At 37.8% G+C, this 22,350-nt stretch carries 21 protein-coding genes and 2 tRNA genes; 14 read left to right on the forward strand and 9 right to left on the reverse strand.

Going from position 1 to position 22,350, the window contains the following annotated elements; all coding sequences use genetic code 11:
- Positions 1–53 precede the first annotated feature (53 nt).
- The 10 genes from GN157_RS15340 (at position 54) to GN157_RS15385 (ending at position 7,295) form a co-directional block, all read left to right on the forward strand.
- A complete protein-coding gene (locus GN157_RS15340; RefSeq protein ID WP_157484383.1) occupies positions 54–1,094 on the forward strand; it encodes a hypothetical protein in 1,041 nt (346 codons plus the stop codon).
- 146 nt (positions 1,095–1,240) lie between these two features.
- Positions 1,241–1,313, forward strand: a tRNA-Gly gene (locus GN157_RS15345).
- 16 nt (positions 1,314–1,329) lie between these two features.
- Positions 1,330–1,415: transfer RNA gene (locus tag GN157_RS15350), tRNA-Leu, on the forward strand.
- A 261-nt stretch (positions 1,416–1,676) separates the two neighbouring features.
- Positions 1,677–2,486 carry a hypothetical protein gene (locus GN157_RS15355; RefSeq protein ID WP_157484384.1) on the forward strand — a complete coding sequence of 270 codons (810 nt, stop codon included), beginning with the start codon at positions 1,677–1,679 and terminating at the stop codon, positions 2,484–2,486.
- 15 nt (positions 2,487–2,501) lie between these two features.
- The gene (locus GN157_RS15360) at positions 2,502–3,317 is read left to right on the forward strand and encodes a hypothetical protein (protein ID WP_157484385.1); all 816 of its coding nucleotides are present in this window, start codon (positions 2,502–2,504) and stop codon (positions 3,315–3,317) included.
- 17 nt (positions 3,318–3,334) lie between these two features.
- Positions 3,335–3,838: a TlpA family protein disulfide reductase gene (locus GN157_RS15365; protein WP_157484386.1), complete on the forward strand. Its 504-nt coding sequence runs from the start codon at positions 3,335–3,337 to the stop codon at positions 3,836–3,838.
- A 183-nt stretch (positions 3,839–4,021) separates the two neighbouring features.
- The gene (locus GN157_RS15370) at positions 4,022–4,702 is read left to right on the forward strand and encodes a pirin family protein (protein WP_157484387.1); all 681 of its coding nucleotides are present in this window, start codon (positions 4,022–4,024) and stop codon (positions 4,700–4,702) included.
- Positions 4,703–4,799: 97 nt separating this feature from the next.
- On the forward strand, positions 4,800–5,582 hold the full coding sequence (locus GN157_RS15375; protein ID WP_157484388.1) for a dioxygenase family protein: 783 nt from the start codon (positions 4,800–4,802) through the stop codon (positions 5,580–5,582).
- A 110-nt stretch (positions 5,583–5,692) separates the two neighbouring features.
- Positions 5,693–6,208, forward strand: a complete 516-nt coding sequence (locus GN157_RS15380; protein ID WP_157484389.1) for a hypothetical protein — start codon at positions 5,693–5,695, stop codon at positions 6,206–6,208.
- 166 nt (positions 6,209–6,374) lie between these two features.
- Entirely contained in the window at positions 6,375–7,295 is a 921-nt protein-coding gene (locus GN157_RS15385; RefSeq protein ID WP_157484390.1) for an NPP1 family protein, read from the forward strand.
- Positions 7,296–7,746: 451 nt separating this feature from the next.
- Here GN157_RS15385 and GN157_RS15390 read toward each other — a convergent pair whose 3' ends face one another.
- Positions 7,747–7,968, reverse strand: coding sequence for a PG1828 family lipoprotein (locus GN157_RS15390; RefSeq protein ID WP_157484391.1), 222 nt, complete (start codon positions 7,966–7,968; stop codon positions 7,747–7,749).
- 230 nt (positions 7,969–8,198) lie between these two features.
- Positions 8,199–10,343, reverse strand: a complete 2,145-nt coding sequence (locus GN157_RS15395) for a S46 family peptidase (protein WP_157484392.1) — start codon at positions 10,341–10,343, stop codon at positions 8,199–8,201.
- 121 nt (positions 10,344–10,464) lie between these two features.
- Here GN157_RS15395 and GN157_RS15400 point away from each other — a divergent pair, with 121 nt between their 5' ends.
- On the forward strand, positions 10,465–11,037 hold the full coding sequence (locus GN157_RS15400; RefSeq protein ID WP_157484393.1) for a Crp/Fnr family transcriptional regulator: 573 nt from the start codon (positions 10,465–10,467) through the stop codon (positions 11,035–11,037).
- 80 nt (positions 11,038–11,117) lie between these two features.
- Positions 11,118–11,552 carry a carboxymuconolactone decarboxylase family protein gene (locus GN157_RS15405; RefSeq protein ID WP_035135066.1) on the forward strand — a complete coding sequence of 145 codons (435 nt, stop codon included), beginning with the start codon at positions 11,118–11,120 and terminating at the stop codon, positions 11,550–11,552.
- A 126-nt stretch (positions 11,553–11,678) separates the two neighbouring features.
- On the opposite strand, the gene GN157_RS15410 is transcribed toward GN157_RS15405, so the two are convergent.
- Positions 11,679–12,137, reverse strand: coding sequence for a GNAT family N-acetyltransferase (locus tag GN157_RS15410; protein ID WP_231749151.1), 459 nt, complete (start codon positions 12,135–12,137; stop codon positions 11,679–11,681).
- Positions 12,137–13,366 carry a 3-deoxy-D-manno-octulosonic acid transferase gene (locus tag GN157_RS15415; protein ID WP_157484394.1) on the reverse strand — a complete coding sequence of 410 codons (1,230 nt, stop codon included), beginning with the start codon at positions 13,364–13,366 and terminating at the stop codon, positions 12,137–12,139. Before GN157_RS15415 ends, GN157_RS15410 begins: the two co-directional genes overlap by 1 nt.
- Positions 13,367–13,466: 100 nt before the next feature.
- On the opposite strand from GN157_RS15415, the gene GN157_RS15420 reads away from it, so the two are divergent.
- The gene (locus GN157_RS15420; RefSeq protein ID WP_157484395.1) at positions 13,467–14,597 is read left to right on the forward strand and encodes a DegT/DnrJ/EryC1/StrS family aminotransferase; all 1,131 of its coding nucleotides are present in this window, start codon (positions 13,467–13,469) and stop codon (positions 14,595–14,597) included.
- A 106-nt stretch (positions 14,598–14,703) separates the two neighbouring features.
- Positions 14,704–15,720 (forward strand): UDP-glucose 4-epimerase GalE, encoded by a 1,017-nt coding sequence (gene galE / locus GN157_RS15425; RefSeq protein WP_157484396.1) that lies wholly within the window; start codon positions 14,704–14,706, stop codon positions 15,718–15,720.
- Between the two features lie 4 nt (positions 15,721–15,724).
- On the opposite strand, the gene GN157_RS15430 is transcribed toward galE, so the two are convergent.
- From GN157_RS15430 to GN157_RS15450, 5 genes are all read right to left on the reverse strand, one after another.
- Positions 15,725–16,672, reverse strand: coding sequence for a hypothetical protein (locus GN157_RS15430; protein ID WP_157484397.1), 948 nt, complete (start codon positions 16,670–16,672; stop codon positions 15,725–15,727).
- Positions 16,673–16,741: 69 nt separating this feature from the next.
- Entirely contained in the window at positions 16,742–19,474 is a 2,733-nt protein-coding gene (locus GN157_RS15435; protein WP_157484398.1) for a DEAD/DEAH box helicase family protein, read from the reverse strand.
- A gap of 104 nt (positions 19,475–19,578) precedes the next feature.
- Positions 19,579–20,217: an HdeD family acid-resistance protein gene (locus GN157_RS15440; RefSeq protein WP_157484399.1), complete on the reverse strand. Its 639-nt coding sequence runs from the start codon at positions 20,215–20,217 to the stop codon at positions 19,579–19,581.
- A 160-nt stretch (positions 20,218–20,377) separates the two neighbouring features.
- Positions 20,378–21,253, reverse strand: a complete 876-nt coding sequence (fabD, locus tag GN157_RS15445) for an ACP S-malonyltransferase (protein ID WP_157484400.1) — start codon at positions 21,251–21,253, stop codon at positions 20,378–20,380.
- Between the two features lie 129 nt (positions 21,254–21,382).
- Positions 21,383–22,336 carry a bestrophin family protein gene (locus tag GN157_RS15450; RefSeq protein WP_157484401.1) on the reverse strand — a complete coding sequence of 318 codons (954 nt, stop codon included), beginning with the start codon at positions 22,334–22,336 and terminating at the stop codon, positions 21,383–21,385.
- Between the last annotated feature and the right edge of the window lie 14 nt (positions 22,337–22,350).

Genomic DNA, 22,350 nt, shown 5'->3' on the forward strand with positions numbered 1-22,350 from the left:
GATAACAAAACACCGTGTTTTTCGTTTGTAACAGTGAATAATTATTTATTGTTATGATACGCCTTACACTTTTTTTATTTTTCACTATATTAATTTTTACAAATGCTTTAACTGCTCAAAGTGTAGGAGAGCAGTATAATAATTTTGTGAATGAGGCTGAGTTAAGTATTGTTGATGGTGATTACAAACAAGCGCTTGAAAAATACAGTAAAGCCTTTACTGAGACAGGAATAGAATTTAATATTGATCTCTATAATGCTGCTGTTTGTGCGCATAAGCAAAACAATAAAGAGCAGTTTTTTCTTTTTGCAGACAGGCTTGCCGATAAAGGAGTGGGAGCAGAGTTGTTTGAAAGAAAAGTATTTGAGGGTTACAGTGGTAGCAGGATTTTTTTGAAAATAAAGCAAAAAGCAAAAAAGGTAAGGCAAAAGAGCTTTAAGGCAAACAGGCAATACCTTTCAGATCTTGATGAATTTAGAAAAAAAGATTCTGCTTATAATAAATTAAGACTTACTAAATACCGTGATAGTTGGGAGCTCCCGGATACTCTGGAAGTTCTTTTCAGGAATAATACTATAAACCTGTTTAATTATGTTAAAAAGAACGGATATTATTCTGAAAAGAAGTTAGGTGTTGCGGTTACCATAGGGGGGTATAAAGATGATTTTAAGCTGCCTTTAAATGTTTTTCTTCATTATCTTGAAATGGGTAAAGACAAAAGTTTAAAGAACGAAATAAAGGAAATGTATATAAGTGGTATGAAAAACGGTGAGATTAAGCCTAGTTTTTTAACACATTATATTGAGATGGGGAATAACGTTTTTAATGGTATTGGTAATTATGTATTTAAAATATTTGAATGTGGAATTTACAGGCTGCGGGAAATACCAGAGCTTGATAAGACTAATAATAGCAGAGAAATGTACCTGCAGGGAAGCCTGGATGATTATGAGAAGAAGTTGGTATTTGCATATTGTTGTAATAATGATTTTGAGTTTCATTACAGTATAATAGGTAGTCCTGTTTCAAAGGAGGATTACTTTTATAAGGCTTCGGATATTATAGGTAAAGTGAAAGATTGTAGTGTGGAATAAAACGTTTAAAAAAGTTTTAATTTTAAAATTAACGTTATCAACAGGTTATATTTTTTGATTAATTTTTTTTAGAAAAACGCTTGCAGAATTGAATAAATGTGCTACATTTGCACCGCAATACAGCAATAAACAGCGATTGTAATAATGCGAAAATAGCTCAGTTGGTAGAGCGCAACCTTGCCAAGGTTGAGGTCGCGGGTTCGAACCCCGTTTTTCGCTCAAATACTACCAAAATGCTCGAGTGGTGGAATTGGTAGACACGCTGGACTTAAAATCCAGTGGGTAGTAATGCCCGTGCGGGTTCAAGTCCCGCCTTGAGTACTATAAAGCCTGAACTTTCGTTCAGGCTTTTTTTGTTATATTTTGATATAAAACAGGTAAAAGTGCTGTTTTTTTGCGTTAATGGTACAAGTTTTGTTGTATCATTGCAAACCAAACAACCACACCTTATGAGATACCTGTTTTACCGTCCGGCAATTTTACTGTCTAATCCTTACACTTATTTCTGTATTTGTACAGTTAGTTTTCAAATACCCGAAAACAATCTTTCAACCTATCTTACTAATCATTTAAAACGAAACTATGAATAGAAAATATTTATGTTTCCTGTTGGGCTCTGTAATTACCTTATTGAGTTCATTTACGGTTAATGCACAATCACAATTTACAACAAAAGAAAAAGTTGAACTGTTGCGAAAAATAAATAAATCTTGTGCAGATATTAAAACGGTAACATATAGAATAAATCATGATAGTAAAAGGCTTACTGAAAAAAATACTTTTAGTACTGTAGCTGTTTGTACATTATATATAGATCCTACAAATAAGGTGAGTAGTTATAATATTGTTGATGAGGAATTTGGAAGTGCTAAATCCCGTAAGTACGGACATAAAATATATAACGGAGAGATGCTTTTTAGTCTAACTAATCCAGTTGATTCTCTTGATGCTTATAAAAAACCTCAAATATTAAAAAATGAGGTAGATATGGAGGCTTGGCTAAGTAGCTATAATTATTTATTGTTAGATAAATATTTCGGTAAAAATAAGTCTTTAATAGGTTATGATTCCTTTGCAGAAAATATATTGCTAACAGAGGAAACGTTTAAAGATACTCCGGTTTATGCAATTACTATGACTTATATGGATAACGAGAATTCAAGGGATAGGATTCAAAAAATTTATATTAGTAAATCTAATTATTTGCCGGTGGGGAGTTATTCTTTTTGGAGATGGGAAAACATGGAGAGTTATGAATATTTTGATGTTGAATATTTAGCAATTAATCCTGAAATTTCTCCGGATGAATTTAAAGTTGCTAAAGATCATACTGTTAATTTGGTGGAACGATACAAAGTGTTTAAAGAAAAATCAAAGAATAATAATCAATAGTTAATTAAATACATAATGATCATAAAATCTTTTTTTACAATTATACTGTTTTTTTTAACGGTATTTGGAGGGGTGTTAACCGTTAACGCACAATCACAGCTTTCAAAAACAGATTCGGACGAGGTAATTAAAAAAGTATTTGAATCTTCTGATAAAGTTAATACTGTGGTCTATAAAATAGATCATAAAAAGAAGGGGCTTTCAGAAAAAGATACTACATATACCACTGCTATATGCTCATTGTATATTGCTCCTAAAGACAGATTGAAAGCCTACCATATTGTGGATAAAGGATATGCTTCATCATACGGTAAAGGTTTTGCGCATTTGAGATATGATGGTAAAAGGGCATTTTATTTAAGTAAGTTGATAGATTCTCTTGATGTTTACAGGGAGCCTTATATAGATAAAGGTAAGAGAAACCTGGAGCAAATAGTGCATAGTTATAGTTTCCTGTTGCTGGGAGAGCATTTTGCATTGAGGAAACCTTCCGGTAAAGGTGATTCGCAGGCTCCAAATGTTTTGATAACAGAAGAGGTATTTAATAATAAGGCGGTTTACTGTATTACACTTAAATTTGAGGATAATGAAAATGCTAGGAATAGGGTTGAAAAGCTTTATATAGATAAATCAGATTACCTGCCTGCGGGCGGTTCATCTTTTTGGCAGTGGGAGAACATGGAGAGCTATGAATATTATGAAGTTGAATACCTCTCGATTAACCCTGAAATTTCTCTAGAGGAATTTAAAGTTGATAAAGATCAAACTGTCAACTTAGCAGAACGATACAAAGTATTTAAAGAGAAAATTAATAAGGAGTCAATAAACTAATTCTAATTTAAGTAACGATGAGAAGAAAAGTTTCTTTTACAATTATATTGAGTCTTTTTTTAACAGTATTTAGTCTTTATACTGTTAGAGCTCAAACAAAAAAAGATATAAAACAGATTCCAGATTTGGAGTTAAAGCTTAATAATGGGGAAACAGTTAAGCTTAAGGGGCTAAAAGGTAAGGTAGTGTTACTTGATTTTTGGTACAGGACCTGCAAATATTGTGTTAAGTCTATACCCGGATTAATTGAGCTACAGGAAGAATTTAAAGATGATTTGGTTATTATTGGGGTTAATCATGTTGATGATCAGCAAGATGTGACTGAATATATCGAATATAAAAAGATGAATTATTTATCTACTTACAGAACTGGTGAAAACATTCATGAAGACTTAGGTGTAAGTTTGTTTCCTACAGTTATTCTTTATGATAAAGAAGGAAATTTGATTAAAGTGAAATCAGGACATACTGAGGGAGGAACAGACTCTCTTCGAAAAGCAATAAAAAAAGCTTTAAAATAATATCAATATCTATATAATAAAAAAGCCTCGCGATAGCGGGGCTTTTTTATTTGTATCCTGTTTTTTTTCAGTGTTTTTTTGCTTTAGGGAGCTCATTTACCCGTTAATACCTCCTGTTTACCTCATAAATTTTTAGGTGTTAAAATCATAAAATAAATTTGAGTAAAAGAAGTAAGAAAGATTATGATGAGGCAATTCCCGTCACAAATATTCAGGTCCCGTCAAAGGGAAGTGCATAAGGATTCAGGTAGTAATACCGCTTCGTTGTTTAATACAGGAGGAGAGGGTGGTAAGGAACCCTTTAATTCTCTTATTGCATTTAGGGAGGTAGCATTGCATCCCGGGCAGTTTGTTAAACATTTATCCGGCAACGAAGCGCATATTATTATCCCCCTTGTCGGGGCGCTTGAATATCAGTGTAACAATGGTGTTGTAAAAGCTATAATGCCGGGGGAGATTGTGAGTATTTCATTTCCTGAAACACTATTAAAAATTAATAACCCTTATGATAAAGATCCGGTTATATACCTTGAGGCATCTTTTTCCCAAAAACGCTTTATTGAAAGAGCTGAGCTTAGTGTTGTCGACCTTGATGTACGCAATAAATTGCATGCATTTGTTCAGGGATTAACCGGATTAAAAGGGTATATAGGAATGTATGACGGCCGAAGGGAAGAACTGTACAAACTGCAAAGTCCCGATAATGGTCTGCTGATATTTGTAATTAGCGGGGCGTTTGAGGTAAGTGGCAGGCTGCTGGAAGAGCGCGATGCCCTTAGTGTGTGGGGTTGTGATGAGATAGATTTTGAAGCCCTGTCTGAAAGTGCCGTAATACTCCTTATTGAAGTGTATAAAACCAGTTAACCGCAAAAAAGTAGTGGTTAACCTCAATTTTTAAATAAAGGGAAAATTAGCCCGTTAAGAATATAAAGCTCATTGACTAACTTAAATACTATTTATAATGGAAAGAAAGCAGTTTTTTAAGAACATGGGGCTTGCGGGGCTTGCCCTTACAGGATTTAGAGTTCTTAACTCCTGTAGTAATGATGACGATTCGGTAACCGGAGATACGTCCGGGAGTACAGATACAGGAGGCGGAACCGATAGTGGTTCCGGATCAGGAACAGGTGGTGGAGATACGGCTAACTGTGTTGTTGCCCCCAGCGAAACAGAAGGGCCGTTTCCTACCAAAACACCTTCAAGCCTGGTGAGAAGTGATATCACTTCAGACAGGACAGGGGTGCCTTTTAATATTGATATTATAATCCAGAATGTAAACGATGATTGTAATGTGCTCGAAGGTGCTATTGTGGATATTTGGCATTGTGATAAAGACGGAAACTACTCGGAGTACGGGGGTATAGGTATGCAGCAAACAGATTATACATCTGTACACTTTTTAAGAGGAAGGCAAACTACAAATGCCGATGGTCAGGTAGCGTTTACCTCGATATTTCCAGGATGGTACACCAGTAGAGCTACCCACATCCATGTACATGTTTATAATGAATCGGGCAATTCACTGCTGGTAACACAAATAGCATTCCCTGAAAGTAGCGACAGTGCTGTGGTACAGGTTAACGCTTCTACCGAGAATGGCTATACAAAGGGTATGAGCGGTTATACATATAATGCAAACGATAATGTTTTTTCAGACGACACCGATGGTGTAGAGATTGGTGCAATTACCGGAAGCTTAAGCGAAGGTTTCACTATTACACAAACTATTAAGGTTTCGGCTTAATAATATAAAAATAAACAGTCTTCATAAGGTTGATTAGGTTTTTTGTTGGTTAATTAGTAAAAGAGAGAAATTACGTTTCTCTCTTTTTCTTATTTAAAAAGTACTGAATTATGGCAAAAGCAAAAATACGTTTAGCACTAAGAGTGATTATAGGTCAGTCTTCGGTAGCTAATTGGGAAAAATACATTTTTGAAGATACGTATAAGGAATACCTTATGCAGCAGCAAAGGTTTAACAGTAAGGAAGAGCCTGTAAATACGTTTAGGGAATTATTAGCAGTTAACCCGGGAGCAGATCAGTTGCATTTCCTTACCGGTATTGCAGCCGATAGTTATATTGCTCAGTTCAATAAAAGCTTTTACAGGTATACCGATGTGTTGGGGAGTACGTTTTTTCCTTTTACGGGATATAAATTCGATATTATTAATACCGATATAACCGATGTTTCCAAACATAAGGTGGGGATTACTTTGTATTCACCCCTTTTTACTTTTTTAGGAGTGATTAATAATGCTTACCTGGTTTCCCTTAATACTGATGATGCTACAGGGTATGAAACCCTTATGTTCCCTTTACAACCGCAGCTTTCCATTTGTTATTATGAAGGCGAGGGTGAGTTGCAGTAAGTGGAAATATTTACCTACTTAACTTAATAGTAATGATTTATAAATATTTAGCAGACGCTTAGTTAATTTTAGATGCTGTTATTTGCAGTGTCGTGGTAAAAATCTTCTTTATAAAATATTGAATCAGATTATAAATCTGAAACCAACTAAAAAATTTTTTATAAAGATGAAAACCAATTTTCTAAGAGTACTGATCGTAGCGTTCAGTGCAATTGTTTTTGTTAAATGTTCCACTCCGGAAACAGAAGAAACCAACACAGTAGCCTTTAATACAAAAGTTACTAATGTTCATCCGTTTTTAAACTGTAATTGTAGTGAGAGTGCTACAAAAGTAAACGGTAGTACTGCTGCTAACTGGGCGAACCAGTTTGCACCACTTGTTAAGTTTGACCGTGCGGCACCTGATTATCCTGCTTCTGTTGAGGCGGTATGGTCCAGTTCTGCCGATGGCGGTAAGGTGTGTGAGGGTGAGCTTTCCCTTACAGACGCAACAGCACCTGCTGCGCCTGTTTTTCCTACTTATTATGATGTACAGGAGCACCCGTCTGATTCTGATAAGATTTTTATCGAATACTGGTTTACTTACAAGCGCCAGGAGCCTTGTGCAGTAGGACAGGGAGGTCACGATTATGACTGGGAGCATATCGTGCTACAGGTTAAAAAATCTACTCAAAAAATAATAACTGTTACTTATTTCCAGCACGGTGGCTGGTATACTAAAGACTGGAGAAATGTATCTTCAGGTACCAGGGTGGTTGCTTATGTGGGTAAAAAAGCACATGGTATGTACCATAACTCACGTTCTTCAAGCTTCTTCGGTTACGAGTGTACTTACTATGGTGATTACAGAAATCCGGCTGATGCAGGAGACGAGTATGGTACCTGGAATGATTTAGTAGCTATGTCTTGCGAAAAAACCGAGTTTAACTTTAGCGGTACATGGGGAGCTTCGGGTAAAGGGCCTCTTTTCCGTACACGTGATTTCTGGAATTTTGCTGCCTGTAAAGGTACTGACGGACTTTTTGGTACCGATGGCTGCAGCCAGTGTGACTTTGGTAACAGTGTTATTATAGGAAGCATCAACTAACAAACTATAAGGATTTATATCACGACCTGATTCAGTATTTTATAAAGAAATGAATAAGACTGTCTTCATTACGAAGGCAGTTTTTTTATGCGCTAGTTTTACAGAAAGGATGTTTTTAAGAGGTTAAAGAACAGTAATCCTGATTTAACAATTTGGTAACCTTTTTAAATAGTATTTTTTAGATGATAGGGGTACTTAATGTCAACAGGTTAAAGGAGGTTTTATCCGCGACATTCCCTTTTTTACCATCATAAATAAACTGAAAAGACTAAAAAAGATATTGCCATAAACTCCGGTTGTGATTGTGACCTGTTGCAGCAGGTTACAATACTAAGTGTAGCCGGACTGTAGCAAGTAAAGTATCAAATTTTGATTTTGATGTGTTTGTTAGGTTTACTAAAATGAAAAGCCCCGCGATTGCGGGGCTTTTATGCTTTTACTTACTAAAATCTTAGTGAGCAGCTTCTTCGTGAGCCTCTTCAGTGTGAGCTTCTTCAGTAGCGTTAGCAGTAGAGTCAGCTTCAACAGCAGGAGTTTCTTCAACAGCAGGAGTTTCTTCAACAGCTGGAGCTTCAACTTCTGTAGCTTCTGGAGTTTCTTCTTTTGCAGTTTCTTTACAAGAAACGAAAGAGATCATAGCCATAACAGCTAGGCTTAAAACAACTTTTTTCATCTTACTAAATTATAAAGGTTAATTATTAATTCGAAGCAAAGATATAAATTTTTTGACATCACAAAATAAATAGTGCTAAAATTTTTAAAAATCTTTTATGCTTGAAATTCAGGCTTTTAAATACATCGTTTTCGGTGTAAACACAGGGGGTTTGGTACTATGTACTTAAAAAGATTCTTAAAGATGTTTTTTAACCGTTTACTTTGTTTTTGTAAGGTTAACCCGAACCCTTATTTTTTTCTTTTATTTACAATTTCCATCTCGTCAATAAGGCGGGTACAACCTGCATATTTGTCTATAATAAACAGTACATAACGCATGTCTACCATTATGTTTCTGCAAATAGAAGGGTCATAATAAATATCACTCATAGTACCTTCCCAAACGCGGTCAAAGTTTAACCCTATAAGGTTACCTTTTGCATCGATGGCAGGGCTACCCGAGTTACCTCCTGTAGTGTGATTTGTACCTATAAAACATACCGGCATTTTTCCGTTCTCACCATACTGCCCAAAATCTTTTTTATTGTACAGCTCTATAAGCTTTTGCGGAACATCAAACTCATAGTCACCCGGTACATATTTTTCCATAACACCGTCAAGGTAAGTTACAGGCTCGTAGTAAACAGCATCTCTTGGAGAGTACCCTTTTACTTTACCATAGGTTACCCTTAGTGTACTGTTAGCATCTGGGAAAATACGTGCATCTTTAGGACTAAGCTCTAAAATACCTTTCATATAGGTGCGTTGTAATGCTTCTATCTCTAGGTTTATTTGCTCATACTTAGGGTTAACATTGGCAATAAAAGAGTCTGATATAGCTTTTACAAGCTGGAACCCTTTGTCATTGTTCAGCTTTTCTATAACCTCTTTAGCATCACCGCTTAAAAGTTCTTTAACGCCATTGTAGCTGGTAAGTTTAGATTCGCCGTAAACATTTTTGGTTAAAAGCTTATAATCGGCATTAATAAGTCCGGACGGTAAGAACTGTTTAGGTGATTTTGTAGCATATAATTCAATAAGCTTTTCAAATACCTTTTCGTCTACGTTTTTATTGAAGTCTTTGTAAGTCCCTTCAAGAGCAGCAAGGGTATTACCTTTACGGTCGTTAAACGACTGTTCTCCTCTCATATTATATACCTGCTCTAACTGATATAACCTGAAACCTACAGTCAGCAGTTCGGTATTTCTTAGTACAACCTCAAGGAAGTAGTCCCTGCTAAGAGCATAAGGTGCAATTTCGTTATATTTTGCCTCAAAGTCGTTAAACAGATTACCGTACTCATTTTGTTTTCCGGTTTTGTTTGCCTGTTCTATAAAGTTTTTCTCGTAAGCTTTTTTAGCAGCAACGGCATTGGTTTTTTCAAGACCCTGAGATTCGCCTATCCATTTTTTCCAGTAGTTGGCAATACGGGCATATTTTGCTGCATATTGTATTTTAATGGCAGGATCCCTTCTCATAAAGCTATCAGTCACTTTTAGGGCTTCGTCCCTTATCTCGATTTTTGCAGGGTTAAGGCTGCTTAAAATCTGTTCTACAGCAACCGAAGGAAGATATTCTGTAGTTCTTCCAGGGTAACCGAAAACAAGTGTAAAGTCGTCTTCCTGAATTCCTCCTATAGATACAGGGAAGTAGTGCTTAGGTTTGTATGGTACATTATCTTTAGAGTAGGCTGCCGGACGGTTGTTTTTATCGGCATATATTCTAAACATAGAGAAGTCGCCCGTGTGTCTTGGCCATACCCAGTTATCGGTATCAGAACCAAATTTACCTATTGATGATGGTGGTGCACCCACAAGGCGAACATCAGTATACGATTCTACAACAAAAAGCATGTACTGGTTACCTTCATAAAAAGTACGTACCCTGTTTTCCTGCCAGCTTTCCTTTGGAGAGTTTTTAGTTACGTTAGCTATATTTTCCTGAATTTTTTTCTGCTTAGCCTCTTCATCGGTAATGGTAGATGTTCCATCCAATACCTGTGTAGTTACATCTTCTATTTTTACTATAAAGGTAACCTCAAGATCTGGGTTTGGAAGCTCGTCTTCCAGTGTCATAGCCCAAAAACCATCGGTAAGGTAATCGTGCTCTACGGTAGAGTGAGCCTGTATTTCACCATAACCACAGTGGTGGTTGGTTAATAACAGTCCGTTTGGTGAGATAACTTCCGATGTACATCCTCCGTTAAACTGAGGTACGGCATCTTTAAGGCTGGAATGGTTTACATCATAAATGTCTGAAGCCGACATTTTCATGCCTAGGCTTTTCATTTCTTTCTCGTTCATTCCTTTAAGCAGGGACGGTATCCACATGCCTCCCTGTTGTGCATAGGCAGGGATTACCAGTAAAAGGACAAGCAGTCGTAAAAATTTCATAGTGTTTCTTAAAAAAGTTTAGTGGACGCAAGTTACAATTTTTGAAACAAAATAGCATAATAGGTGTTTTTGTTTGCTATATGTGTTATATCTTTCGGTATTATTGGTAATCTGTTAAAAAATGTTCGATAAAATAATTGCTCATGTAAAACGGTTTGTGTCCCTGTCGCCTAAGGAGGAAAAGGTGTTGTGCTCTTACCTGAAAATAGAGGATTATGCTAAAAAGAAACATCTGCTGGAAGAAGGCGAAATGTGTACAGGTAAGTATTTTGTAAACAGCGGAGTGGTGCGTATGTATACCCTTAATGAGAAGGGGGTGGAGCAGGTAATTCATTTTGCTATTGAAGGATGGTGGATTACCGATTATTTTACTTTTAACACTAACATGCCTGCTAGGTGCAATATACAGGCTGTAGAGCCAGCGCAGGTAGTTATGATAGGTGCAGCAGAGCAGGAAGAGCTTTTAAAGGAGCTTCCGCAAATGGAACGGTACTTCAGGCTGGTGCTTGAAAAAGCTTATGCTGCCTCCCTTATGCGTACCCATTATATGTTCAACTTCTCGGCAGAAGAACGCTACAGGCACTTCTCGGAACACTATCCCGAATTTGTACAACGGGTTCCGCAATACCTTGTGGCCTCTTACCTTGGTTTTACGCCCGAATTTTTAAGTATGCTAAGGGCGAAAAAGGGGTAAATGTGTTTTCTTAAACTACTTTAAGTTTTTTGTAACGGCTGTACAGGAACTTTGTCCTAACAAATTAAAATACAGTTATTATGAAAACAAGAATGAATTTAGGAGTTGTAGCCCCCGATGCTTACAAAGCTATGTTTGGGTTGGAAAAATACATTAACGGTAGTGAACTTACTCAGGCTCATAAACACCTTATCAAGATAAGAGCTTCACAAATAAACGGCTGTGCGTTTTGTATTAATATGCATACCGAAGAAGCAAGGAAAGACGGGGAAACCGAAAAACGTATTTATGCACTTAATGCGTGGTGGGATACTAACTACTTTACCCCTGAAGAAAGAGCACTGCTTGCCCTTACCGAAGAGGTTACAAACATAACAGGACGTGTTAGTGATAGTACTTATGAAGATGCAGTGAACCTTTTAGGGGAGAAATATATTGCTGTAGCTATTATTGCAATAGTAGCTATTAACGGCTGGAACCGTATGTCTATCTCTACGCACTTAATGCCGGAATAATTTTATTATAAAGCTAAAAAAGTAGTTTCAGTTTGTCATTTTGAGCGTAACGAAGTGAAGTCGAAAAATCTCAATGTTTTATAATAAGAGATTTCTCCTTCCGTCGAAATGACACATATCCTGAAACTACTTTTTATTTTTTACGGTAAGCTTCATTAACTTGCGGTTGTGTATGGTGAAATCTTTAGAAAGATATAGTTTCTGGGCTATGGTGTTGTGACCTTCCACTTCAAGGTAAATCACGTTTATGGCAAGGTCAAGAGCCTGTTCGTGTATAAAGTCTACCGTTTGTTTGCCTATGCTTTTACCACGCCCTGGGGGTGCTATGTATAGTTCGTCAAGAAATGCAATGCGACCCTTGTATTCAAAACTGAAAATAAAGGTGAGAATTACATATCCCACAACCTCATCATTATTTAAAATAAGCCAGCTTCTGCCCAGTTCTTCATTGTCTATAAACTCCTTTAGGAGTGATTTTGAAACAAAAGGGTCTATAGGATAATTATCTATGGCATAAAAATCCTGCATCATGGCAACAGTACGGTCAATATCGGTAACCCTTACGGGTTTGAAAGTAACGGGCATTAGTTAGAAATGTTACTCATAATACGTTTTACCGCTCCGCGGTTCATGGAAACGAAAGTACCTGCAATATGGCCTTTTTCGTGCCTGTAGTCATCATCATATACAAGGGATGAAAGCGTTTCTTCCATCTCTGTTTTATCCTTCACGGCAATACATCCGCCCATGTGTGTCATGGCAATTGCCTCGGGGAACTTACTGTGGTTAGGACCTATCACTATAGGAATGCCAAAAGCGGCAGGTTCCAGTATATTGTGCAGTCCCGATGTCCCGAATCCTCCGCCCACATAAGCCAGGTCAGCATAGCTGTATACTTTGCTTAATATGCCAATGGTGTCAATAATAAAAACATCATATTCGGCAAGATTTTTACCTTCCTTTTCAGAAAACAGTACGGTTTTCTTAGTAATACTGTTTTTAAGTTCCTGTATTTGCTCGGTTTTTATGTTGTGTGGAGCTATTATAAATTTAGTGTTATTTGACGAATTAATAAAATCTGTAAACATACTTTCGTCTTTAGGCCATGAACTCCCTGCTACCATGGTAATTTTGTTGTTTTTAAACTCCTGTACAAACGGTAGTGAGTTGTCGCGTTCCAGTATTTCGCTAACTCTGTCAAAACGGGTGTCACCACTTATCATTACATTATGAAACCCTGCACCCTGCAGCAGCTCTTTAGAGCTGTTGTCCTGAACAAAAAAGCGGGTAAAGGTTTGCAGTGCTTTTCGGTAAAAGCCGCCATACCATTTAAAGAACACCTGGTCTTTACGCATAAGTCCCGATATAAGATAAGTAGGCGTGTTGGCTTTTTTGAGTTCTTTAAGATAGTTGGGCCAAAATTCATACTTAATAAAGAAAGCCATATCTGGCTGTACCAGCGCCATGAACTTTTTGGCGTTAGCGGCTGTGTCTAACGGGAGGTATACTACCACATCGGCAGCCTTAGTGTTTTTACGTATCTCATAGCCCGACGGGGAGAAAAAAGTAAGTACAATTTTATGGTCAGGATATTTTTGTTTTATCTTCTCCATAATCGGTAGTCCCTGTTCGTATTCGCCCAGTGATGCCGAATGAAACCAAATGGTTTTATCCTGCGGGTTTATATTTTGTTGCAGGGTATTGAAAACGGTTTTCCTTCCGTCTGTAAAAAGCCTGATTTTGTGGCTAAAAAGTGCAACGATTTTTAATAGGAATCCGGCAAGTAGTGTAAGCAGGTTGTACAGAAAAAACATAACAGAAATATTGAGCTGCTAAATTAATACTTTATATTATTTTCATTGGCAGGCAGCCATTAAATTAGTAGTTTTGCTATGGCTTAAATTTAACAGGCAGATGAGAAAATTACAGATGGTTGACCTTAAGAGTCAATACGATAAAATCAAAGATACAGTAAATAATTCCATTCAGGAAGTTTTAGACAATACCGCATACATAAACGGACCTCAGGTACATGAGTTCCAAAAGAATTTAGAAGAATATCTTGGTGTAAAACACGTTATCCCGTGTGCTAACGGTACCGATGCTTTACAAATTGCCATGATGGGCCTTGGGCTTAAACCGGGTGATGAAGTTATCACTGCCGATTTTACTTTTGCCGCTACGGTAGAAGTTATCGCTTTATTACAGTTAACACCGGTATTGGTAGATGTTGAACCGGATACTTTTAATATTTCGATAGAAGGAATTCGCAATGCCATTACTCCAAGAACAAAAGCTATCGTTCCGGTACACCTTTTTGGACAGGCAGCTAACATGGAGGCTATCTCGGCAATTGCTAAAGAGCATAACCTGTATGTAATTGAAGATAATGCACAGGCTATAGGGGCAAACTACAAATATGCCGACGGATCTAAAAAGAAAGTTGGTGCTATAAGTGATGTGGCGTCTACTTCTTTCTTCCCGTCAAAAAACCTGGGTTGTTATGGTGACGGTGGAGCTATTTTTACCAATAATGACGAACTGGCACATACAATAAGAGGTATAGTGAATCACGGTATGTATGAGCGTTACCACCACGATGTGGTAGGGGTGAACTCAAGGCTGGATAGTGTACAGGCTGCTGTACTTAACGCTAAGCTTCCGTTACTGGATTCATACAATGAGGCAAGACAGGCTGCTGCCGAAAAGTACAATGCAGCTTTTGCAGGTCATGCTAATATTGTTACTCCGGTTACAAAAGGAGATAAAGACAGCCATGTATTCCACCAGTATACTTTAAGGATACTTAACGGACAAAGAGATGCTTTAATGAAGCACCTTCAGGAAAAAGGTATTCCTTGTGCTATTTACTATCCTATACCGCTACACAGGCAAAAGGCATATCTTGACGAAAGGTATAATGAGGCCGATTTTACCGTGACCAATCAATTGGTTGATGAGGTAATGTCACTACCTATGCATACTGAGCTTGATGGCGAGCAAATTAAATTTATAACTGATACGGTATTAGAGTTTCTTACCTAACAGGCTTTTAGAAAATAGTACAGGGCTTCTGTAAGATAATTACAGTGTTGTAAGGCAATAAACTGTTTGATTTTTCGATAAAGCATAAATAACCAATCAATATAAAATGAAAATACTTGTAACAGGAGGCTTAGGTTTTATAGGTTCGCATACGGTTGTAGAGCTGCAAAACGAAGGTTTTGATGTGGTAGTTATAGACGACCTTTCAAACTCATCGTTAGATGTGCTTAACGGTATAGAAGCCATAACCGGAAAGAAGCCAGAGTTTGAAAAGATAGACCTGCGTGAAAAACAGGTAGTAAAAGACTTCTTTGTAAAATATCTGGATGTTACAGGTGTAATCCATTTTGCAGCTTCAAAAGCTGTTGGTGAAAGTGTGGAGAATCCGTTACTGTACTATGAAAACAATATAGGTTCGCTGGTGTATCTTTTACAGGAACTGCAAAAGAAACAGGAGTCTCATTTTATTTTCAGTTCGTCGTGTACTGTTTACGGGCAGGCAGAGAAAATGCCTATTACTGAGGAGGCACCAATACAGGGAGCAATGTCACCTTATGGTAATACCAAGCAAATAGGTGAGGAAATTATTAAGGACGTGGCTAAAGTAAGCGGAATCAACTCTGTGTTGTTACGCTATTTTAATCCGGTTGGGGCGCACCCTTCTGTAAATATAGGCGAACTTCCGCTGGGAGTTCCTTTAAACCTTGTACCGTTTATTACGCAAACAGCTATAGGTATTAGGGAGCAGCTTTCGGTTTTTGGTAATGATTACCAAACGACCGATGGTACCTGTGTACGTGATTATATCCATGTTGTAGATTTAGCCAAGGCTCACGTAACGGCTTTACAACGCCTTATTGATAAAAAGAATGCCGAAAAGGTTGAGGTGTTTAACCTAGGTACGGGTAAAGGAAACTCGGTACTGGAAGTTATTAATGCCTTTGAGAAAGTAAGCGGACAAAAACTAAACTATAAAATAGTAGACCGCAGGGCAGGTGATGTAACCGAAGCCTATGCCGATACTACAAAAGCAAATAACGTTTTAGGCTGGAAGGCAGAGCTCTCGCTCGATGATGCACTGGCATCGGCCTGGAAATGGGAACAGAAAGTAAGGGGTAAATAACCCCTTATTTTTTTATCTGTATTTTCCATAAAAGCTCAAAACTTATGGAGTGCTGGTAAAGCAGTTCGGTTTGTGGTTTTATACTAACCAAAGTTGGGGTGTATAGTACCCCAACCTGAAAATACCTGCCCAGCCTGAAATAGGTATTTAAGGAGAGCCCAAGGCTTTGTCCTTTTTCCCTTTTATTCTTTTCGTTATTGTAATTATCATCCCCATAATTATACTTCCATTTATAGCTTGAATAGCTAAGTCCATACCCCAGGCTGAAACGGTTTAGCTGATAATTATCGGTAAGTGTTACATAATAGGAATTGAATATTTCACGTCCTCCGTCAAAAATCACAGCAGCCGGAAAGGGGAAAGGGTAGTTTGTTGTTATACCGGTATTAATTTTTGCAAACTTATTGTTTTTGTAAAAGTATTCAACTCCGCCACTAATACCCATAAAACCAATACCTTTCCTTACACCTTGACCTTCCGGTTGAAAAAGAAATCCGTTTACATAAGGCAGTGCAATATCGATATTAAAGCTGTTTTTTTGGTTAGGGACATACTTTGGAGTTAAAAAAATACGCTTTGCTTCCGCAAGCGAATCGCTGATGTCCAGAAAAATTTCGTCACCATAGTAATACCCTTTTTTGGTAAGTAAATCTACCAGCAGGGCTTCGGGGTAAAGACCCCCAAACAGAATATTTCCTACACTGCTTTTTGACATTGTTTTAGATTTTACACTATAATCCCTTGTTATGGTATCGTAAGTCAGGGTAACCTGTAGTGGTTTATTGCTCCTTGTTACCTCAACATCTGCAGGTAATTTATAAACGCTGTCATACACTTTTGCCGATGCATTTTGTGCATTGGTGTTTACCCTTAGCGCATAGGTTTTGGAATTAGTGATTGTAGCACATGAGGTAAGGCATAGCAGTAATACAGCTATCAGATGCTTTTTCATAAAAGGTGTTTTCTAATAAGATTAGCAATAGTGTTAAAGGTTGCGTGTAAGGATGTTACGGTTGTGTTATTATCGCCATTTGTTACCTCTTTCGGGTTTTGGTTCAAATTGTGCTGATAATGCTTGTACCCTTGATTTTAAAAGTGTTTTTCTACCTTCCGGAGTTCTTACATATACCAGTTCGCATTCGCCTATATACTCGGTCCAAAGGTCTTCAAAATTTTGTGCCAGCTTTTTATTTCGTCCTATTATTTCAGGTACGGCATGGTAATCCTTTTGTACAATCAGTCCTTTTTTACTTTTCCTTATTATGATGTAACGCGGATTATCAATAGGAGCAAGTATCTCCATAAGTGATTCTATAAAAACCGATTTTTCAAAAGATGTACCGCCCATTAAATAGCAAAACATATCACCGTCTTTACCTATATCGGTTATTACCCTGGTTTGGTTACTGGGTGTATGTATGCAGCCTGCATCAATAAGACTTTTAAGAACGGTTTTACCTATTTGTTGTATGTCTTTTGTTATATCACGATAGGTAATATAAACCTTAAAGGTTTTATATGCCTGCCTGCCCAGTGTTACAAATCCAACACCCACAAACAGGGAGAGAAATACATAAAAATCGGTCCAGGTTTTGATGTTTTTGGCAGTTCGTCCAAGAGCTTCAAATGATGTTGTTAGGTATAATAGTATCCCCGAAAAGAGTTGTGCAATTAAGTAGCCTATAGTTTTGTTAAAGTAAAGATTTTTTAACTGAGGTACGGTCTTCTCTTTATGCTCCTGAGGCAGGGTGTAGGGTATTGTTATTTCATCTACCAGACTTACTCCTTTATCAATCGCATCATGCCAGCGTTTTTTTAATATATCTCTTTTTAAGGCATACGAGAACATTTCCTCATTTTTGGCATTTATAACGTTTCCTTTATAAATGTTTTTTGGGATATTAAGTCGGGCTATGCCGTTTTCTATTCCTTCATTGTCTTTAAAGGATATTCCAACAAATCCCCTAAAGCGTCTTTGAAGCATTTGAAGGTCGTTACCACCATTCTGTTCTGTTGGGTCTATACATACCAGGTGCCATATATTACCTGTTTTATCGGTATTCCCTTTTTGTGCCCGTATAGCCCTTCCTCTCATTTGGTTTGAGAGTACAAACGAACCTACAAAACTCGCCAGTATGAGTGAGTTGATACAGGGAGCATCCCAGCCTTCACCCAGTAAAGATTTTGTTCCGGTTAGGATTTCAATATTACCTTCCTCAAATATTTGGGTTATTATGGTAACAATGTTGTGTTTAAGCTGTTCGTTTGGTGTTATTAAAAGATAATTATCGTCGAAAGAAACAGGGGTGCAGCTTACCTCTTTAAGGTTGTATTTTTCGGTTTTCTGCTTAAAGGAAGTATAAGCTGTTTTAGGAATAATTATTAACGAGCCTGTAAGTACTCCCAACTTTATATTATCAGGATTATCCCTTCTTAGTTTTTCAAAAACGGGCATTACGCCAATTTTATCCAGCTTTTTATCATTAAGTTCTCCCGATGTATAAAACTCCTTACGGATGAAATCACAAAGAATGACCATTCTTAGGTCATTCTTCAGGTTACCAAATTCCAGATTGGTTATTTTTTTAATACCATCCAGTTTACTGATGCTCGAAGTAAGGCTTGCAGAAGCTTTTCTGTCCAGCTCAAAGCTTATGTTTTTTTTCTGGGTTACACCATAATGCTTCAGCATTTTCAGCATTGACTCCTTATGCTCTTCATATTCTTCAAAAAGTTCTTTTTCTTTAAATAAATAGAACTGTAGTAGCGATATGAGTCGGTCATTATCAAGTGCGGGTATATTAACGGTATTGTCACCTACCACCTCAAAATGATAAGGATCTATTGTTTTGCCAATGCTATTGAAAAATATAAGGATGTTTATGTAAACCTCAAAGTTGTCGTAAATCCATTCAATGTTATCCTGAGGATTGGCATATGCAGGCAGACTTTCCAGAGCTGTTACAAAAGCAGCATCTTCCCTAATTGCAGATATTGCCTGCTGTACTTTGTCTCTGAATTTTTTAATGCTCTCCTGTTCTGTTTGTGAGGGTAGCGTAAAGTATATATAATCCTGATGCGGGCATAGGTCGTTTTCCTTTACCAGTTCGGGTACTGTTATTTCGGTATCTACCGGTCCGTTCAGTTCGGTGTAGCGTTCCCATTCTGCAGGTGTAACATCATAGGGAGGTGTAGCTGTAAGGGCTACAATTACAGGATCCAGTTGTTTTTTTATTTTGGTAAGTGTATCCCACCATTCGTTTTTCAGGTGGTGAGCTTCGTCAATAACAATGGTTTTTACATTTTGAGCCTGTAATCCTTTAACTATTTTAACAAGGTTTTCATTGGTGCTTTTTTCCTCTCTATAACCGTTTTCCTCTTCTTCGGCAATATCTTCTTCCTTTTCCTGTCTGTTATTACAGGCAGCATGCATACCCTGATAGGTACTTATGGTAAGGAATTTAGGGTTTTTTATATCGCGTGAAATCCAGTCGGGCACAACATCTGTGTCAAGAAATAATTCGCAAAAACGTGAAATCCACTGGTTTCTAATTGATATGGTTGGGGCAAGTACAAGGGTAGGGCGGTTAAGCCTTTTCATTACTTCCAGTCCCAGTATGGTTTTACCCGATCCCGGAGGCGCAATTACATGCAGGTGCCTGTTGTATAAATGGTCTTCCAGTTCATGGAGTACCCTTTCCTGATATTTTCGCCAAGGATATTTGAATTTGGTGTGAAGCGGAAATTCGTTCAAAGTATGGTGTGTATTTTCGGGTTTATTAATAGGGTGGCAATATATAAAAAATAAAAATCCCTTTTGTTGCTGCAAAAGGGATGGTAAGTTTTATAAAAGGGTTGTTATTTGTCTTTCAACTCTTCATGTATTTCTTTTTTTATCTGATGCAGTTTCTCCTTTAGTTCATCTGATATTTCCTGATGTGTTTTATGGATGCGCCTAAGTTTAAAGGCAAGGAATATATTGTAAATCCCTATAGAAAGCAGGGCTGCACCGGTCCAGAAAACCAAGGTCATTCCGGCGAAAACAGGATTCCACAGCATAACAAAGGAGAAAATAAGACCGAGTATTCCCAAAAGCAATAGCCCGTTGTAATTTGATGAGTCATAATTTTGAAGGTCAATAGCAGTACTTATCGCCATAAACGAACGGAAAAGAACTATAAAACCTATGTAAAACGGTAGTGTCGCCATCGAAATTTCGGGTCTTACTGTCATGATAATACCCAGTAGGAGGCTTATTACGCCCGATGCCAGTATCCAGCCCCAGTTATCTACTTCCTTACGATTAAAGGAGGCGAATATAATTTCCGAAAGTCCGCTAAAGATAAACGACAGGCTAAAAAACAGTGCCAGTGTTATAAATGATTTTAGGGGTGTAGCAAATACATAAAGCCCCAGTGCTGCAAATAAAACCCCGATAATTAAAAAGATGTACCAATACTTAATGGCATTGTTTACGGTTTTTAAAAATGTTTTCATGTGGTTGGTTGTATATAATAATGCCTACTCTGTAAAGTTTTCGGCTTCTCTTTTCAAAAACATTTCTAAATAGCGGTAAATGGGGTGGTTGCGTACTATAAATATACAAAAACCCCCGCTATGAGTGATAACGGGGGCTTTAAAAAAAGTAGAAATTTTATTAAGCTGAAGCAGTCTCAGCCTCTTTATTTATTTTCTTAACAAGACCTTGTAACACATTACCCGGACCAACCTCTGTAAACAGGGTAGCACCGTCGGTAATCATGTTTTGTACGCTTTGTGTCCATTTTACCGGAGCGGTAAGCTGGATGATAAGGTTTTGTTTAATCTCATCCGGGTTAGTTACTGCACTTGCAGGTACGTTTTGGTATACCGGGCATACGGGTGCAGCAAATTGTGTTTTCTCTATAGCGGCAGCAAGTTCTTCTCTTGCAGGTTCCATCATTGGAGAGTGGAAAGCACCACCTACAGGTAGTATTAGAGCTCTTTTTGCTCCGGCAGCTTTAAGTGCTTCACAGGCTCTTTCTACAGCAGTAGTCTCACCCGAAATTACAAGCTGTCCCGGGCAGTTGTAGTTTGCAGCAACCACAACACCTTCGGTTTGCTCACAAATATCTTCAACAATTTTGTCTTCAAGACCTAATACGGCAGCCATAGTACTTGGTGTTATCTCACATGCTTTTTGCATTGCCATAGCACGTTGAGAAACAAGTTTAAGTCCGTCTTCAAAAGTAAGTGCTCCGGCAGCTACAAGTGCCGAAAATTCTCCTAATGAGTGACCCGCTACCATTTCAGGTTTGAAATCATCACCTAAGGTTTTTGCTAATATAACCGAGTGAAGGAATACAGCCGGCTGAGTAACTTTAGTTTCCTTAAGCTGCTCTGCAGTACCTTCAAACATAATATCTGTTATACGGAATCCTAGTATATCGTTAGCTTTTTCAAATAGTTCCTTTGCAAGGGGAGAGTTTTCATAAAGCTCTTTACCCATTCCTGTAAACTGGGCACCCTGACCCGGAAATACATATGCTTTCATGTTGTTTCAGTTTTGTTTTGTTGCAACAAAAATATAACTTTTTCACAACTAAACTATACCATAAAAAAAACCGCCCCGGGGAAAGGGGCGGCGAACGCTAACCAAACGTCTATGAAGCGTCTTACAAATCTATAAGACAAAATAGGCATTCTTCTCGGGCTGCATGTGGTTTAGCTTAGGGCTCTCAAACATATCGTCGTCGGCATTGTACTCGTCCCTGTACTCGTGTACCATTTGCAGCAGGTTTTTTTCTATATTATTTGATATCGATATCATTGGAGTATCTGTAGCTCTGTTTTCAAACGGATCCTGTAGGTGTATGGCCATCTTCTCGATAAGGAAGAATGCAGCACCAATAGTGGTTACCAGTGGTATTTGCAGCCACCCAAGGAAATCGGTAAGACCAAACGGCAGCAGGGTTAGGAATAACAGCAACGTAAATCGTATATACATGCTGTATGTAGTAGGGAATACCGTGTTTTTAATACGCTCACATTTACCCATACTGTCACACAGCCTGCTAAGGGTGTTGTCAATCTCTACCTGCTGGTATACATTAATCCTGTCCTGATTATTCGCCTTTTTTAGTTCCTTTGCATGCAATAGCAAAAGCGCATTGGGCACATGTTTGTGTTTTTTTACAAAATTGTACTCCTCCTCGGTAAGTAATGATTTTATAGGTCGTAACGGGTCTTTCCCTCTAAGTGACATACCAAGGCTGTAACACCATGCCGCCTGCCTTTTTGCAAAGCGTTCTTTAAAATCGCTTGCCTCTACAGAAAAGTCGGGGTCTTTGTAAAACCCTATAACCTGCCTTATAAGTGTGCGTGAATCGTTTACAATAGCGCCCCAAACAATACGGGCTTCCCACCAGCGGTCGTAAGCCTGATTGGATTTAAAGGCAAGTAGTAACGATATAATAGTACCTATAATGGTAGGTACTGCAATAGGAATATCTATAGATAGGGCATGGTAGTAATGATGTACTAACTCAAACCCTATAGTGTATAAAAGTACCAGCACAAGCTCAACTTTAATCTTGCCCAGTACATATTTCATTGGTATCTTTTTCTTTAATAGCATAGCGGTAGTGTTTA

This window comes from Flavobacterium rakeshii (genome assembly GCF_009741375.1).
Lineage (GTDB): Bacteria > Bacteroidota > Bacteroidia > Flavobacteriales > Flavobacteriaceae > Flavobacterium > Flavobacterium rakeshii.